Annotated in this window: 16 protein-coding genes; 8 read left to right on the top strand and 8 right to left on the bottom strand. The window is 37.9% G+C overall.

Going from position 1 to position 14,761, the window contains the following annotated elements; all coding sequences use genetic code 11:
* Positions 1 to 68: 68 nt before the first annotated feature.
* Entirely contained in the window at positions 69 to 1,322 is a 1,254-nt protein-coding gene (locus tag ACJJVU_RS15365; protein ID WP_405227252.1) for a type IX secretion system plug protein domain-containing protein, read from the bottom strand.
* Positions 1,323 to 1,777: 455 nt separating this feature from the next.
* Between ACJJVU_RS15365 and ACJJVU_RS15360 the strand changes: the two genes are divergently transcribed.
* The 8 genes from ACJJVU_RS15360 to ACJJVU_RS15325 all read left to right on the top strand — a co-directional run bounded on the left by ACJJVU_RS15360 (position 1,778) and on the right by ACJJVU_RS15325 (position 9,332).
* Positions 1,778 to 3,124 carry a Na(+)-translocating NADH-quinone reductase subunit A gene (locus ACJJVU_RS15360; protein ID WP_405227249.1) on the top strand — a complete coding sequence of 449 codons (1,347 nt, stop codon included), beginning with the start codon at positions 1,778 to 1,780 and terminating at the stop codon, positions 3,122 to 3,124.
* Positions 3,125 to 3,127: 3 nt separating this feature from the next.
* A complete protein-coding gene (locus ACJJVU_RS15355; RefSeq protein ID WP_405227246.1) occupies positions 3,128 to 4,351 on the top strand; it encodes an NADH:ubiquinone reductase (Na(+)-transporting) subunit B in 1,224 nt (407 codons plus the stop codon).
* 2 nt (positions 4,352 to 4,353) lie between these two features.
* The gene (locus tag ACJJVU_RS15350) at positions 4,354 to 5,100 is read left to right on the top strand and encodes a Na(+)-translocating NADH-quinone reductase subunit C (RefSeq protein WP_298330155.1); all 747 of its coding nucleotides are present in this window, start codon (positions 4,354 to 4,356) and stop codon (positions 5,098 to 5,100) included.
* Positions 5,100 to 5,747, top strand: coding sequence for an NADH:ubiquinone reductase (Na(+)-transporting) subunit D (locus ACJJVU_RS15345; protein WP_013750225.1), 648 nt, complete (start codon positions 5,100 to 5,102; stop codon positions 5,745 to 5,747). The genes ACJJVU_RS15350 and ACJJVU_RS15345 overlap by 1 nt, the downstream gene beginning before the upstream one ends.
* Before the next feature lie 50 nt (positions 5,748 to 5,797).
* Entirely contained in the window at positions 5,798 to 6,529 is a 732-nt protein-coding gene (gene nqrE / locus ACJJVU_RS15340; protein ID WP_013750224.1) for an NADH:ubiquinone reductase (Na(+)-transporting) subunit E, read from the top strand.
* Positions 6,530 to 6,531: 2 nt separating this feature from the next.
* Positions 6,532 to 7,839 (top strand): NADH:ubiquinone reductase (Na(+)-transporting) subunit F, encoded by a 1,308-nt coding sequence (gene nqrF, locus ACJJVU_RS15335; RefSeq protein ID WP_013750223.1) that lies wholly within the window; start codon positions 6,532 to 6,534, stop codon positions 7,837 to 7,839.
* 135 nt (positions 7,840 to 7,974) lie between these two features.
* Positions 7,975 to 8,337, top strand: a complete 363-nt coding sequence (locus tag ACJJVU_RS15330) for a Na(+)-translocating NADH-quinone reductase subunit F (protein ID WP_298330150.1) — start codon at positions 7,975 to 7,977, stop codon at positions 8,335 to 8,337.
* The gene (locus tag ACJJVU_RS15325; protein ID WP_405227240.1) at positions 8,337 to 9,332 is read left to right on the top strand and encodes an FAD:protein FMN transferase; all 996 of its coding nucleotides are present in this window, start codon (positions 8,337 to 8,339) and stop codon (positions 9,330 to 9,332) included. Before ACJJVU_RS15330 ends, ACJJVU_RS15325 begins: the two co-directional genes overlap by 1 nt.
* Here ACJJVU_RS15325 and ACJJVU_RS15320 read toward each other — a convergent pair.
* From ACJJVU_RS15320 to ACJJVU_RS15290, 7 genes are all read right to left on the bottom strand, one after another.
* Complete coding sequence (locus ACJJVU_RS15320) at positions 9,329 to 10,873, bottom strand: T9SS type B sorting domain-containing protein (RefSeq protein ID WP_405227238.1); 1,545 nt, start codon at positions 10,871 to 10,873, stop codon at positions 9,329 to 9,331. The genes ACJJVU_RS15325 and ACJJVU_RS15320 overlap by 4 nt on opposite strands.
* 35 nt (positions 10,874 to 10,908) lie before the next feature.
* Entirely contained in the window at positions 10,909 to 11,673 is a 765-nt protein-coding gene (locus tag ACJJVU_RS15315) for a class I SAM-dependent methyltransferase (RefSeq protein ID WP_405227235.1), read from the bottom strand.
* A gap of 3 nt (positions 11,674 to 11,676) precedes the next feature.
* Positions 11,677 to 12,498, bottom strand: a complete 822-nt coding sequence (map, locus tag ACJJVU_RS15310) for a type I methionyl aminopeptidase (protein ID WP_405227232.1) — start codon at positions 12,496 to 12,498, stop codon at positions 11,677 to 11,679.
* Positions 12,498 to 12,956 carry a BT0820 family HAD-type phosphatase gene (locus ACJJVU_RS15305; RefSeq protein ID WP_405227536.1) on the bottom strand — a complete coding sequence of 153 codons (459 nt, stop codon included), beginning with the start codon at positions 12,954 to 12,956 and terminating at the stop codon, positions 12,498 to 12,500. The genes map and ACJJVU_RS15305 overlap by 1 nt, the downstream gene beginning before the upstream one ends.
* Before the next feature lie 109 nt (positions 12,957 to 13,065).
* Positions 13,066 to 13,452, bottom strand: a complete 387-nt coding sequence (locus ACJJVU_RS15300) for a DUF805 domain-containing protein (RefSeq protein WP_405227229.1) — start codon at positions 13,450 to 13,452, stop codon at positions 13,066 to 13,068.
* 129 nt (positions 13,453 to 13,581) lie between these two features.
* Positions 13,582 to 14,154 carry a thioredoxin family protein gene (locus ACJJVU_RS15295; RefSeq protein ID WP_405227226.1) on the bottom strand — a complete coding sequence of 191 codons (573 nt, stop codon included), beginning with the start codon at positions 14,152 to 14,154 and terminating at the stop codon, positions 13,582 to 13,584.
* Complete coding sequence (locus ACJJVU_RS15290) at positions 14,144 to 14,755, bottom strand: thioredoxin family protein (RefSeq protein WP_405227224.1); 612 nt, start codon at positions 14,753 to 14,755, stop codon at positions 14,144 to 14,146. The genes ACJJVU_RS15295 and ACJJVU_RS15290 overlap by 11 nt, the downstream gene beginning before the upstream one ends.
* Between the last annotated feature and the right edge of the window lie 6 nt (positions 14,756 to 14,761).

Here is a 14,761-nt window from a genome sequence, read left to right as displayed (position 1 = left end):
ATAGGATTTTTAGAAGGATACGCTTTCGCGAAAGCGTAAAGAAATAATGCTAACTACATATGTTGTAATTAGTTTGTAATCTGGCTAGAGTTTGTGGTGCCATATCCTAATAACTCATCAAAGCGCCCGCCAGGCTTGCGGTAGTATACTAATATCTGATAATCATTTTCTGTCTGCCAGAAATTACCGTCTATATTATCTTTCTCTTCAATACTTCCATCTGCGTTTACTAGTACGTAGCGATAATTGTAAAATCCTTGTTTAAGCAAATAGGGTAATTCATAGCGGCGTGAGTCACTATTATAAGTAAGAGCAGTGCTTTTGTCGATTACATAATTATTAAAGTTTCCATAGACATGGATAGATTGTCCGGCGTTAACTTCTGGATATTGTAAAGAGAAGTGAATCCACACATACTCTGCTTCTGTAAGTGGTGTGCGACCTTGCAAAGTGTTAATTAAGAAATTACCGTTAATATCTGGATTGTAGGTGTACGGCTCATCATAACGAGCAGGGTTTGTATAGAGGTAGTTGTGGTAAAGACTTTTAAGCTCTATACTTCGTATAGCAAAAGTAGAAGATCGTACATCCTTATTTTCAAAGTTGAAAAATTCATTACCACCCCAAAAAGCTGTTTCTTGATCATAGCGATACTCAAGTTTGCTTCCTATATTGTATTGAGGATCTATGCCTGTAATAGCCGTTTTTAAGTTGTTATTTTGGATGAGAACGGTGTGTAAATTAGTTTTTGGGTTGATGATGAGGTCGTCTCCAGAGTCTACAAAAAAGCGCAACACTTGTTTGCTGTCTATATATCTCAAGTCGCGAGACCTCTTAACCTCTGCTCCCACACTATATTGAGGATTAAAAATCATAAACTTACGAGAGAAAACAAGATTGTCATCCTCATCATAAATACTCAAGAGGTAATTACCTGTTTTAGTAAGTCTCTTAGTCATCTGGTTAGGGATGCTCAGGTCGTAATGAGTGTAAAGTTGTAGGGTGGCTACTGAGTTTTCAAACCCGAGGATACGCACATTATCCATACCATCCATAAACTCAGAACGTACGAGATTACTAGGTGTCCAGTCTGCATTGTGATGTGTTATCTTATAAAAATAATCACGCTCATCTCCTATAATATCGTCAAAAGAAAGTCGCAAACTGCTCCCCAGTTTTATAATAGGCAGCGAGGTACCGGTAGTACTGTTTTCATTAAACTGTACAGTTTTTATAAATGCAGGTTCTGGAAGTTCTTGCACTGCTTGAGCAGCAGCAGACATCGAAAGTACAATCAATAAAATGGTGAAATATGGTCTCATAAAACATGGATGGATACCAAATATAAACAATTTTGATGCCGAGATATTGCGTTAATCAATATGGTGTGGCAAAGGATGATGTTTGATGATTATGCTTACGCGAAAATGTGATAGCGGGAAGTGAATCCTAAAAATGGAGCATAATGTAAGATTGCAAGCATTTTACATTCCTTTTTAAGAATTGTGCGCCTTAATTTGATGTTATTTTAAAATTAATTTTGCAGAGTCTTAGCCAAATAGGCTTAACAAGAATCTTAAAAAGAGATATTTTTTACGGTGAAAACGTTTGAAATATAGTGTTTTGAGAAGCTTTGTTTAATGAGTTGTGTAAAACATTATTTAGAAATGTTATAAATAATACTTTCACTTAGTCACACTCGGAAATACGGACGGTATTATGTAAATTTGCAAACCTCAATTTAAGAGGATTTTAGATAACATAAATCTACTGACATATGTCAAAAGACATCAGAATCAAAAAAGGTCTTGATATCCGATTAGTAGGCGAAGCAGAAAAAACAATTTCTGAGGCGCCTAGATCGCGTACCATTACTATTAGACCTTCAGATTTTCATCTCATTACTCCTAAAATGGTCGTTAAAGAAGGAGCGACCCTACAGGCAGGAGATGTAATATTTTACTCAAAGTCTCAAGAAGAAATCAAATTTGTATCTCCCGTAGCTGGAACAATTACAGAAATCAAGCGTGGCGCACGCCGTGTGATTACTGATATTGTAATTGAAGCAGATTATGCTGGTGCTACTCGTGATCTAGGAGCTTTAGGTGCATCTGCAAGTGCAGAGGCGATAAAAGCGAGATTACTTGAAGGAGGGGTTTGGCCATTTATCAAGCAACGTCCTTATGATGTTGTTGCAAACCCAACAGTAACTCCAAAGGCGATTTTTATCTCTGGATTAAATACAGGGCCACTCGCTGCAGACCTTGATTTTGTACTTGCAGGTAAGGAAGCACACTTACAAGCAGCAGTTTCTGCGCTTGCAACGCTTACTTCTGGAGGTGTTCATGTTTCTATAGGAGCAAGCTCTTCTATATTTTCTGGACTTAAGGATGTTGTAACTCATACAGTAAAAGGACCGCACCCAGCTGGGAACGTTGGAACTTTAATAAATAAAACAAGCCCAATCAATAAAGGAGAAACTGCGTGGACGATTGCTGCACAGGATCTAGCTATTATTGGAGAGTTGTTGCTTACGGGTAAGTTTAATGCACAACGTGTAATATCTGTATCTGGTTCATCTATCAAAGCGCCTAAGTATTATAAGACAATGATAGGGGCAGAGGTTTCTACATTTGCATATGCTGCAGGAGTAGAGGGAGATAATAATCGTTTTATTTCTGGTAATGTACTTACTGGTAGTAAAGTGAGTCCAGAAGGAGCTCTAGGTTTTTATGCAACAGAGTTTGTAGCTATCCCAGAAGGTGATGATTATGAATTCTTTGGGTGGAATAAGCCAGTTTTTGATAAAATATCTCCATCTAGAGCACTTACGTTCTCATGGATGCAACCTAATAAAAAGTATGATCTTGATACTAATACAAATGGTGAGCACCGTGCGTTTGTAGTAACAGGAAACTATGAAGAGGTTTTTCCTTTAGATATTTACCCTATGCAAATCCTTAAGGCTTGTATGGTAGAAGATCTAGATGAGATGGAAGCACTTGGTATGTATGAAGTAGCTCCAGAAGATTTTGCACTTACTGAATTCATGTGTGTGTCTAAACAGCCACATCAAGAAATTATCAGAAAGGGATTAGATGTTATGTATAAAGAAATAGGGTAAGTTATGGGAATGAAAGAAAGTTTACATAAGCTTAAAATGAAGTATGAAGGGAAGAAGATGGCTCCGGCTTTCAACGCACTTCACACTTTTTTGTACGCTCCTAATGAGACGACACATAGTGGTGGTCACATTAGAGCGGTAGATGATTTAAAGCGAACAATGAACACGGTAATCATCGCATTGATTCCTTGTTTGTTATTTGGAATATTTAATGCTGGATACCAGCATTACTACGCAGTTGCAGAAGTAGCTGGAACAGCAGCAGAGTATAAGGCTGTAGGTTTCTTTGATGGAAATTTCTGGAACTGGGATAACTTTGCAATGGGAGCTTGGACAGTATTACCACTTGTTGTGGTTTCTTACGGTGTAGGTCTTTTAGTAGAATTTATTTTTGCAGTTATAAAAGGACACGAGGTAGAAGAAGGTTACCTAGTAACTGGAATGCTTGTGCCACTTATTGTTCCTATTGATATTCCATTATGGATGCTTGCTGTAGCAGTAATCTTTGGTGTAGTAATAGGTAAAGAAGTATTTGGAGGAACAGGGATGAACATCCTTAACCCTGCACTTACGATCCGTGCTTTCTTATTCTTTGCATATCCTACTTGGATGTCCGGAGATAAAGTGTGGGTACACCAAGCAGTAGATATGGCTGGACAGCCAGACGCTATTTCTGGAGAAACTATCTTAGGTAGTTATGCACAGAATAGTACTGTTGTATATGACTACTGGGACATGTTTGCTGGTTTTATACCAGGTTCTGTAGGAGAGACATCAAAACTTTTAATCATTTTTGGAGCGGCATTTTTGATCTTTTCAAAAATAGCAAGTTGGAGAATTATACTTTCTGCTGTAGCAGGAGCGCTAGTAATGGGGCTTATCTTTAATGGTGTGGTTGACGCAGGATGGATTGATAGTTCAAGTAAATTTTACGGATTAATGAGTGTTCCTTTCTGGCAACACCTTATTATAGGTAGTATCTTATTTGGTGCTGTATTTATGGCGACAGATCCTGTAACAGGATCGCAAACTAACAAAGGGAAATACATCTACGGATTCTTAATAGGATTTATCTCTATCATGATTCGTGTATTTAACCCAGCATACCCAGAAGGAGTATTCCTTGCGATCTTATTAATGAATGTATTTGCTCCTACTATTGATCACTACGTGGTTCAAGGGAATGTGAAGAAGAGAATGAAACGTCTTAAACTTAAAACAGCATAACGATGGCAAAGACAGACGGAAACGGATATACGATTCTATTTGCAACTATTATGGTAGTTGTAGTAGGAGGAGTGCTTGCAGGACTTGCAACAGGTCTTAAGCCAGCAATTAAAGAAAATGAGCGCTTTGAAAAGCAACAGAACATTCTGTATGCAATGGGTGTGAATGAAAATATTGAAGGTGAAGGAGGTGTTAACTTTATCCCTACTGATAAGGTAGAGGCAGAGTATGACAAATACATCAAGGAAGCTTACATTATACAGAGTGGTAAAATCACACAAAGTGATGAGGCATTTACTGTAGATATGAAGAAGCAAAGTAAATTACCTAAAAATGAGCGTAAGATGCCTCTGTTTGTAGGTGAGAAAGATGGTCAGAAGTTTTATGTTGTACCTATGTACGGTAAAGGACTTTGGGATGCTATCTGGGGTTACGTAGCTTTAGATGATAACTTGATTGTACAAGGTGTGTATTTTGATCACAAAGGTGAGACGCCTGGACTTGGTGCAAATATCAAGGAGCGTTATTTTATGGATGACTTTACAGGAGAGCAGATAATGTCTAAGACACAATATTCTGGAATCACTGTAGCAAAGGGTAATAACGATCCAAAAAACGAACGTAAAGAAGATAATAAAGTAGATGCTCTTGCAGGAGCTACTATCACAGGTGATGGTGTAAGTGCAATGATTAAGAGTACACTTAAGAATTACGTTCCATTTATTCAAGATTTTAAAACCAAAGCATAATGGCGATACTATCAAAAAAAGATCAAAGACTTATACTTGATCCGCTTGCAGATGATAACCCAATTACTATTCAAGTATTAGGTATCTGTTCTGCACTTGCAATTACAGCGCAACTAAAAGCATCTATTGTAATGGCAATTTCTGTACTCTTTGTACTCGGGATTGGTAACGTAGTAATATCGCTTTTACGTAATGTGATTCCTTCAAAAATCCGAATCATTGTACAACTTATCGTTGTAGCAACGTTGGTAATTGTGGTAGATCAAACGCTTAAGGCATTTGCTTATGAGTTGAGTAAAGAGCTATCTGTCTTTGTAGGACTGATTATTACAAACTGTATTATCATGGGGCGTTTTGAAGCATTTGCTTTAGGAAACGGACCTTACAGATCATTCTTAGACGGAATAGGTAATGCACTTGGTTATGGTGTGATACTTATTATGGTAGGTTTCTTTAGAGAGCTTTTAGGTTCAGGAACACTTCTTGGATTTAAAGTACTTGGAGATCCTATTGAAAAAACAGGACTATACAGTATAGGATATGAGAACAACGGATTTATGTTGCTATCACCTATGGCACTTATTGTGGTAGGTTTGATTATCTGGGTACAGAGATCAAGAAATCCTGCTTTAGTAGAAGAGAACTAAGAATTAATTTTCACGCTTTCGCGAAAGCGTAAACCTATAAAATCAAAGATATGTTAGAGCATATTGAATTATTTTTTAAATCCATTTTCATCGATAACATGGTATTTGCAACATTCTTAGGGATGTGTTCTTACCTAGCGGTGTCAAAAAAAGTTACTACTGCTGTAGGACTTGGAGCTGCAGTAATATTTGTACTTGCGGTAACAGTGCCTATTAACTGGTTACTTGATCAGTACATATTACGTGACGGTGCTTTAGCATGGTTAGGTCCTGAATATGCAGATTATGACTTAAGTTTCTTATCGTTTATATTATTTATTGCAACTATTGCAACAATGGTACAACTGGTGGAAATTGTAGTAGAGAAATTCTCGCCATCACTGTATAACTCACTTGGTATTTTCTTGCCACTTATCGCGGTAAACTGTGCCATCTTAGGAGGGTCATTGTTTATGCAATCTAGAGATATCCAAACGTTAGGTCTTGCCTTCAACTACGGTATATCTTCTGGTATAGGTTGGTTCTTAGCAATTCTTGCAATTGCAGCCATTCGTGAGAAAATACGTTACTCAAATGTTCCTGCACCTTTAAGAGGATTGGGAATTACTTTTATCATCACAGGATTGATGGCAATAGGATTTATGAGTTTTGGAGGAATGCTTACTGGAGGTGATGAAGAAGAAGCTCCAGCAGTAGAAGCTGCACAGATAGAAGTAAAAGAAGAAGGTCAACCGGTAGCTATGATCGCTGTTGACAAAATTGCTAACGAAAAAGAAAACTAATTATGATACTAGCCGCATCAATGTCCGGCGTTGTCATCGCGACAATCGCTGCCTTTTTAGTACTTACGTTACTGCTCGTGGGATTATTGCTTTTTACAAAGCAAAAGCTATCTCCATCGGGACCTGTAACAATTACAATTAACGGAGAGAAACAAGTAGAGGTTGCCTCTGGAAGTACATTACTTTCTACATTAGGTAACAACAAAATATTCTTACCATCTGCCTGTGGAGGTGGAGGTACTTGTATACAGTGTGAGTGTCACGTTCTTGAAGGAGGTGGAGAAGCATTGCCTACAGAAACGCCACACTTTTCTCGTAAGGAACTTGCTCATGGAGCGCGTCTTGCTTGTCAGGTAAAAGTGAAGCAAGATATGAATATCACTATCCCAGAAGAAGTATTTGGGATTAAGAAGTGGGATGCAACAGTAGTACGTAACTATAATGTAGCTTCATTTATTAAGGAATTTGTAGTAGAGATTCCTGAAGATATGGGGTACAAAGCTGGTGGTTATATTCAGATTGAAATTCCTGAATGTACAATCAACTATAAAGATATTGACATTACTGCTCACCCAGAAGAGCATGAAACTCCAGATAAGTTTCAAGCAGAATGGGATAAGTTTGGTCTATGGCCTCTTACTATGAAGAATAATGAGACTGTAGAGCGTGCATACTCAATGGCTTCCTTCCCTGCCGAAGGTCGTGAGATTATGTTGAACGTACGTATTGCTACGCCGCCATGGGATAGAGCAAAAAACCAATGGATGGATGTTAACCCTGGGGTTGCTTCATCATACATATTTGCACAGAAGCCTGGTGACAAAGTAGTGATCTCTGGTCCTTATGGAGAGTTCTTCATAAACGAGTCTGAGTCTGAGATGCTTTACGTAGGTGGTGGAGCAGGAATGGCGCCTATGCGTTCACACCTGTATCACCTTTTCAAAACCCTTAAAACCGGACGTACGGTTACTTATTGGTATGGAGGACGTTCTAAACGTGAGTTATTTTACTTAGAGCACTTCCGTGAGTTAGAAAGAGAATTTCCTAACTTCAAGTTTTACCTAGCGCTTTCTGAGCCTATGGAAGAGGATAACTGGAAAGTAAAAGATTCTACAGATGGAGAAGGAGACGGTTTTGTTGGTTTCATTCACCAAGTAGTAATTGATCAATATTTAAGTAAACATGAAGCTCCAGAAGATATCGAGCTTTACTTCTGTGGTCCTCCACTTATGAACAACGCTGTTCAGAAAATGGGCGAAGATTATGGAATTCCAGATGAGAACATCCGTTTTGATGACTTTGGAGGATAGTATATAATTTCGCTTTCGCGAAAATTTGAAAACCCGATACAGCAATGTATCGGGTTTTGTGTTTCTAGCCTCCTCGATTCTTTCAAAATTATCGGGTGGTTAGGTATAATTGTACGTGAATATTATCTTTGTACAATGGCAGAACTTCTTACAGAACAAGAGCTTCATAACCTCGCGATGAATATCGTGGGTGATGATCTTACTAGTCAAGGCTACGAATTTATGGCAGTAAATTCTAAGCTCAAAAAGGACCCGCAATTTGTGGCTCTCAAGGATAAAAAACTACATTTTGTTATCGTAAGAGCTCGTACGTTTCCAGAAGATGCAAATGTGTATGACGAAGCGCAGATGATTAGAATGCGAGATCATGCCCTCAAATTTGAAGCGCGTACTTTTTATGCTGGAGTAGGGTTAGGACACGGTGATAACTATCAGCTACCTGTTGAAAAGGATAAGCCATACCGAGAGATTTATAACGGACTTCAAGAAATAATGTAATGAGAATACTTTTACTATGTTTAGTTATCACGGTATTTTCTTGCAAACAAGAAAATACCGTTGATGAGATTATCATTCAAGGAGATGCGTTTGGAACTACGTATGCTGTAAAATATTTTGGGGCAGAGCAAGAGGCAATTAAGGTCAAAAGAGGTATTGATTCTGTTATTAATGTGGTCAATACATCACTTAGTACTTATTTGCCAAATAGTGACATTTCTAAAATTAATAGTGGCGATAGTACTATTGTTGTTGATAGTATGTTTAGGGATGTATATACGCTTTCGCGAAAGCTAAACAAAGCCACCTCAGGCTATTTTGACCCTACTGTGGGAACACTGCGAAATGCATATGGATTTGGAGATACTGAGGCGCTTAAAGTAATTGATAGTACAGTTCTTGATTCATTAATGGAGTATGTGGGTTGGGATAAGGTAACTCTTACTGAAGATAATAAAATCCATAAAACCTATCCAGAGATATATTTTGATTTTAATGCCGTTGCAAAAGGTTATGGTGTAGATCGAGTTGCAATTTTCATGAATGAAGAGGGGTATCGTAATTTTCTTGTAGATATAGGGGGGGAAATAGTAGCTTCTGGGTTCAACGAAAGGAAGCAGGAGTCATGGGTAGTTGGAATAGAAAATCTTGACTCGCCCTTAGAGAAACGAACGCATAGCGCATTGGTCGGTCTAAAAGATAAAGCCATGGCTGGGTCTGGTAATTATAGAAAAAACCGAATTGATGAAGCTACTGGTAAGCAATATGTACATACTATAAATCCGCTTACGGGTTCTGCAGAGCGCAGTGATGTGCTTAGTGCAACCATTATCGCAGTAGATTGCGCTACGGCAGATGCTTGGGCAACTTCATGTATGGCGATGGGCCTTGATCGTGCTAAGGAAGCTTTAAAAGGTCAAGACGTAGAGGCTTACTTAGTTTATGACGGCGGGGTCTATATGACGGAGGGATTTAATAAGTATATACAGGATTAACGTTTTAATAGAAAATGTCCAGCAACGTCTTCTCGGTTATTAAATTTTAATAAAAACCAATAGTCACTAGAAGGAAGTAATTTTCCTCTGTATATTCCATTCCATCCACTAGATTGAGGTGATAGCTGCTTTAGTAATTTACCATATCGATCAAATATGTAAATGGATGCTATATCTTCTATATCGCCAATACCAATGATTTTCCACTCATCATGATATCCATCACCATTAGGTGTGAAGTAGCGAGGGTAATCTAAAATGAGTTGTCTTTTAGTAACAGTGCCACATCCATTTTTATCTCTTACATAAAAATCATAATAATCGTTAGTCAGTCCTGTAAAAGTATTGCTGTCCTGAAAGTTGCTTGCTGTATCAATAGCATATTCATACTCGCCTAGACCTTCCGTATTTACTATTGCGGTATTATTATTCTGTGCAAAACTAGTAACAGATATCTCTGTGATATTTGCAATAGAACTTCCAGCAATCGTAGTGCTCTCTGTCGCTCTACAACCACTGATATCTGTTACAATAACGCTATAAGTTCCAGGAGTGTTGACTGTGATTTGATTGAGGTTTTCTCCAGATTGACCATTGCTCCATTCATAGAAGGCATAATTAGGTTCTGTGATAAGTACAATAGGCTGAGGATCGTTAGTGCAAATTTGAAGATTTTCGGGTAAAGTCACATCAAAGGGTATGGATACGGATAAATCAAATTCATTAATATTGAAACATCCTGTGAGCGTATTTTCTACTCGATAATAAAGTGTTTGTGGATTTGCTATGTTGACATAATCTAATTCAATAGGATCTGCGCCTGTGCTTACATTGTCAAGAGTTTCATGAAATGTCACGGCTACATTATTCTGATTATTTATTGATGGAATAAGTGTAGCTAAATCAAAAATAGTTCTCTCGTCTACAGGGCCGTCTAAGTCACATAATTCTTGGTCTGGAGTTGGGTTTATAGTTGGAGTTTCTGGTAGTTGTGAGGTTCCTGTGGTTTCAATGTCAAAACTTTCATTACCTATCGCGCGATCAATTAAAACATAATAAGTCTGACCAGCTAGAACATTCAGACCGCTCAAAAAACCATCACCATTAGCTCCTGGACCTTCCGATACATCTCCATTAGGTTCTGCTGTAGATAAGCCAGTGGCTGCTGAAACTCCTGCAGCCTGTGGATTTGTAGTTGAGCATCTTATGGCATCGCCTAGTAAGCTACAGTCGTCTGTGGGGCCATAAACAGCAAAATCATAATCATCTGTATTATTGGTAGGAGTGATAGTAAAACCAAATGTACCGTCCGATACAAATGTAAAACTTAGCCAGATAGTATCAGAAAAGCCGAAAAAACAAGGTGGGCGAGTATTACTAGGTAATGAAAATTCGTCAAATCCAACTCCTGCTGGTTCTATACCTAATTGTAAACTGCCACACACTTGTATGGAATTTAAGCAGTCATTTGAAGTTTGTCCAAATAAAACGTAAGAGCTAAAAAGGAAAAACAAACAAATCGTTTTAGCTGGATGTCCCATTGGATTAGATTAATTAGCAATGCATGAAAATACGATTATTTATAACAAATAGGTAATATCTCACCTTGAGCTAGCCTATATCTATCTACTTCTTCTTGAGATAGGGTGTTTGTGTAATTAACTTCGTCTACTTTAAACCCTATACTTCTTAGCTTGTCAAAATAGTCGCGACCGTAGACACGAACGTGGTCATATTGTCCAAAAATCTTAGCTCTTTCATCACGATCTGTGATGGTGTCATCTTCAAATGTTATGGCTCTATCAAGTTCTTGAGGAATTTGTAAAATTGCCATTCCACCAGGTTTCAATACGCGATATAATTCTTGCATCGCCTTAGTGTCATCAGGGATATGCTCTAATACATGATTACAGAATATGAGATCATAACTGTTTTCGCCGAAAGGCAAATCACATATATCTGCTTTCACATCTGCTAGCGGAGAGTTTAAATCTGTGGTGGTGTAATCTAGGTGTGCGCTTTCGCGAAAGCGTTTATAAAAAGCTTGCTCTGGAGCAAAATGCAACGTTTTTCTTGGTTTAGTAAAGAAATCTGTTTCCCATTGTAACCAAAGCCATAAGAGTCTATGACGTTCGAGTGAGAGCGTAGATGGAGATAGTACATTCTCTCTTGGAGTACCATAACCGTACGGTAAAAATTTCTTAAATGTTTTTCCGTCTATAGGGTCCTCGTAACGGTCACCTTTCAAAAAGGTAGCCATAATAGGTCTCACCACATAACTAGCCCTGATTAATAAAGGTCGCGGAATGGCGTTTAAGAAAAATTTGAAAAGCTTTTTCACTAGTTACAGCACTAAAGCTTGCTGACGAAAAGGAGTTTCCTCATCGCTCTCAATTCCTAATGCTTTATAGATGTATGCAAAAGTGGATAGTAGCTCCGGCTTTCCATCAAGTATGGCTACATCATGTTCAAAATGAGCACTTGGTTTGTTATCACGTGTAGTTATCGTCCAGCCGTCATTGTGCTGTGTGATATTGCGAGTTCCCATATTAGTCATAGGCTCGATGGCTACTACCATCCCTTCTATAAACTTCTTACCACGTCCACGTTTACCGTAGTTAGGCATTTCTGGATCTTCATGCATGGTCGTTCCTAAACCGTGACCTACGAGTTCGCGTACTACACCATAGCCATGATCTTCTGTAAATTTTTGAATGGCGTAGCCTACATCACCAGTGCGGTTACCTATTTTGAGTTGTTCTATTCCCACGTAAAGAGATTGCTTAGTAACTTCAAGTAATTTCTTTACATCTGGTGCTACTTCGCCTACTTCAAATGTGTATGCGTGATCTCCATAAAAACCATTTTTTATAGCACCACAATCTATAGAGATAATATCTCCTTCTACAAGAGGTTTGTTGTTAGGAATTCCATGAACAACCTGGTCATTAGGACTCATGCAAAGTGTGTTAGGGAAATCGTATAACCCCAAGAAACCTGGAATCGCATCTTGTGAACGTATATAGTCTTCTGCTATCTTATCGAGATATAGTGTGGTTACTCCCGGTTTTACCTCTCCAGCAAGTATGCCTAAGGTGCGAGATACTACTAGCGCACTCTCACGCATTAATTCTATCTCTTCTCTTGTTTTCTGTATAATTGCCATTATGCGTTTTCGTCTTTAAAAAGCTCCTCTATGCGAGACATAAAGCTCTTTTTCGTTTTTTTTCTAACAGGTTTACTGCGTTTCTGTTTAAGCGTGGGTGATGTCTCGGCACTGCTACCTAATATTTGGTAGATTTCACCCCATCCCATCATACCACGTACATCGCGATCATCAATAAAAATATCTGCGTTGATCTTGCGGCTTATATCTTCACTTAAAGCTTCCTCGGGATAACTTTTATTTATGGCATAAAATGTAATGCCATTATCCTTACAAAACCGAACCGCTTCATCTAAGCGAGCACCACTTCTATAGGTCCATAGAATAAGGCGGTTTCCTTCTTGTTGTAATTTTTTAAGGGTATCAAAAGCAAATAGCATAGGCTTACCAATTCCAGGATACGCATTTTCTACAATGGTACCGTCAAAATCTACAGCTATGGTTTTTGTTGTTTCGATTGCTTTAAAGTTTATGCAAAATTACAAAAAGAACTACGGTTACGTTTATATAATAACAAAGGGCTTCTATAAGTTTTATAGAAGCCCTTTGTTATAAATTAAATCGTTGTTATTGTATCAAGTCACCCTTAGGATCTGGGCCATATTGATTAGTACCATGAGTTCCTTCTGTTATCATTAGTATAAGAAACCAAATGCCACCTATAAATGGAACAAAGTTTATAAAATACCAAGTACCGCTTTTACCCTGATCGTGAAGCCTGCGTACTGCTACCGCAATACTAGGTATAAATAGAGCGACTATGTAAAGAAAAAGTAATAGACCTCCTGCCATCATTAGTGCTTCACTTTCCATTGCGGCTCCAGCAATAAGTGGAATATAAGCAAGCATGACGAAAATAACATTAAAAAGCGCAAACATCCAATACTCTTCCCTACGTGCTCTTCCTTCAAAGTTTGCATAATTATCTCCTACTACTTTTAAATACCATTTCATAAATTAATTGTTTTTTGATCAATGTTTAATGCGCTAAACTAATAAATATATATAGCTCCCTTAAAAATTATGTTTAAAATAAAACCCCTCATGAAGATGAGGGGTTTGAAATTAATAACTGTTGTTTATTTACTCGGCATAAGCATGTTTATAATCTGCGCCAGATAGAATCTTTGCCATATCTTTCTCTAAGCTTTCTAGAGGATACTCTACAATGCGACCTAGTTCTTGACCATCTTTCATGAAAATGAATGTAGGTACGTTTGTTATATCTTTTCCTTTTATTAGTTCTTCTGGAGCTGTTTTATCTTGTGAAACAGTGATAAGTTTTACAGTTTCACTTTCGTAATCTACTTCGTCAAGGATTTTGAAAAAAGCAGGTACCTCACGCTGGCTGTCCTCACACCATGTTCCCATGAAAATGGTAATTCTTACATCTTTAAGGCCTTCCTTGATAGCCGTAAGAGACTCCACGTCTATCGTGTGATTCTTATAGCTATTCATAAACCATTCGTTATATGGTTCAGACTCTAGGATTTCTCGTTCTTGTGCGCCCAAAAGGATGGCAATCCCATTGTCGTCCACATTTTCGTCAATTACTTCTACTTCTTCTACCACCACAACTTCTTCGGTAGTGGTTTTTTCTTTACAAGAGAAAGTGAGTGCTATAATAGCTACTAAGGCAATAATATTAGTTTTCATAAGAGTGTTTATAAGGTTCTCCATTTAAAATTTTAAGCATGTCTTCTTCAAGACTTTCTACTGGACGCTCCACAATACGGCCTATTTCTTTACCATCTTTTTTAAAGATGAAAGTAGGTACGCGTATGATGTTATTACCGTCGGTATATATTGTTGGTTTCTTTTTTGTACGATCTACAGTAATAAGTTCTAAGTCTTGATTTTTAAAAGAAGCTTCATCTAGAATTTTAAACATTCTTGGAGTTTCACGCTTACTATCACTACACCAAGTTCCCATAAAAGTGGTGATAGTAACACCTTTTAGTCCTTGTTCTATTTCTTTTATGTAATCTGTATTTACTACATATTTTGCATAGTTAGGATTGAACCAACTATCAAAAGGAGCTTGCTTTAGTGCACTTCTATCTTCTTTACCTACTAACATTGTTTTAACTTTAGGAGCAGGTTTTACCACTACTGCTGGGAGTGCAGGTTTAACAGGTGTTTTCGGTTCTACGGTTTCTGCAACTTGAGGCGTAGGAGTAGTTTCTGCTACTTTTTTTGAGCTATCACAACTTGACATAAGTGCAAGAAGTGCGAGTGTTATATAAAAATGCTTCATTGTATA

This window comes from Dokdonia sp. Asnod1-B02 (assembly GCF_045063955.1).
Taxonomy (GTDB): domain Bacteria; phylum Bacteroidota; class Bacteroidia; order Flavobacteriales; family Flavobacteriaceae; genus Dokdonia.
The sequence above is the reverse complement of the archived record's forward strand: the minus strand, read 5'-3'. Positions and strand labels throughout refer to the sequence as shown.

Excerpts from the sequence above, each read along its gene's own strand:
- ACJJVU_RS15350 (WP_298330155.1), top strand. The coding sequence starts at position 4,354 with ATGGCAAAGACAGACGGAAACGGATATACGATTCTATTTGCAACTATT.
- nqrE (WP_013750224.1), top strand. The coding sequence starts at position 5,798 with ATGTTAGAGCATATTGAATTATTTTTTAAATCCATTTTCATCGATAAC.
- ACJJVU_RS15330 (WP_298330150.1), top strand. The coding sequence starts at position 7,975 with ATGGCAGAACTTCTTACAGAACAAGAGCTTCATAACCTCGCGATGAAT.
- nqrF (WP_013750223.1), top strand. The coding sequence starts at position 6,532 with ATGATACTAGCCGCATCAATGTCCGGCGTTGTCATCGCGACAATCGCT.
- ACJJVU_RS15355 (WP_405227246.1), top strand. The coding sequence starts at position 3,128 with ATGGGAATGAAAGAAAGTTTACATAAGCTTAAAATGAAGTATGAAGGG.
- ACJJVU_RS15295 (WP_405227226.1), bottom strand. The coding sequence starts at position 14,154 with ATGAAAACTAATATTATTGCCTTAGTAGCTATTATAGCACTCACTTTC.
- ACJJVU_RS15290 (WP_405227224.1), bottom strand. The coding sequence starts at position 14,755 with ATGAAGCATTTTTATATAACACTCGCACTTCTTGCACTTATGTCAAGT.
- ACJJVU_RS15365 (WP_405227252.1), bottom strand. The coding sequence starts at position 1,322 with ATGAGACCATATTTCACCATTTTATTGATTGTACTTTCGATGTCTGCT.
- ACJJVU_RS15345 (WP_013750225.1), top strand. The coding sequence starts at position 5,100 with ATGGCGATACTATCAAAAAAAGATCAAAGACTTATACTTGATCCGCTT.
- ACJJVU_RS15360 (WP_405227249.1), top strand. The coding sequence starts at position 1,778 with ATGTCAAAAGACATCAGAATCAAAAAAGGTCTTGATATCCGATTAGTA.
- map (WP_405227232.1), bottom strand. The coding sequence starts at position 12,498 with ATGGCAATTATACAGAAAACAAGAGAAGAGATAGAATTAATGCGTGAG.
- ACJJVU_RS15300 (WP_405227229.1), bottom strand. The coding sequence starts at position 13,452 with ATGAAATGGTATTTAAAAGTAGTAGGAGATAATTATGCAAACTTTGAA.
- ACJJVU_RS15320 (WP_405227238.1), bottom strand. The coding sequence starts at position 10,873 with ATGGGACATCCAGCTAAAACGATTTGTTTGTTTTTCCTTTTTAGCTCT.
- ACJJVU_RS15325 (WP_405227240.1), top strand. The coding sequence starts at position 8,337 with ATGAGAATACTTTTACTATGTTTAGTTATCACGGTATTTTCTTGCAAA.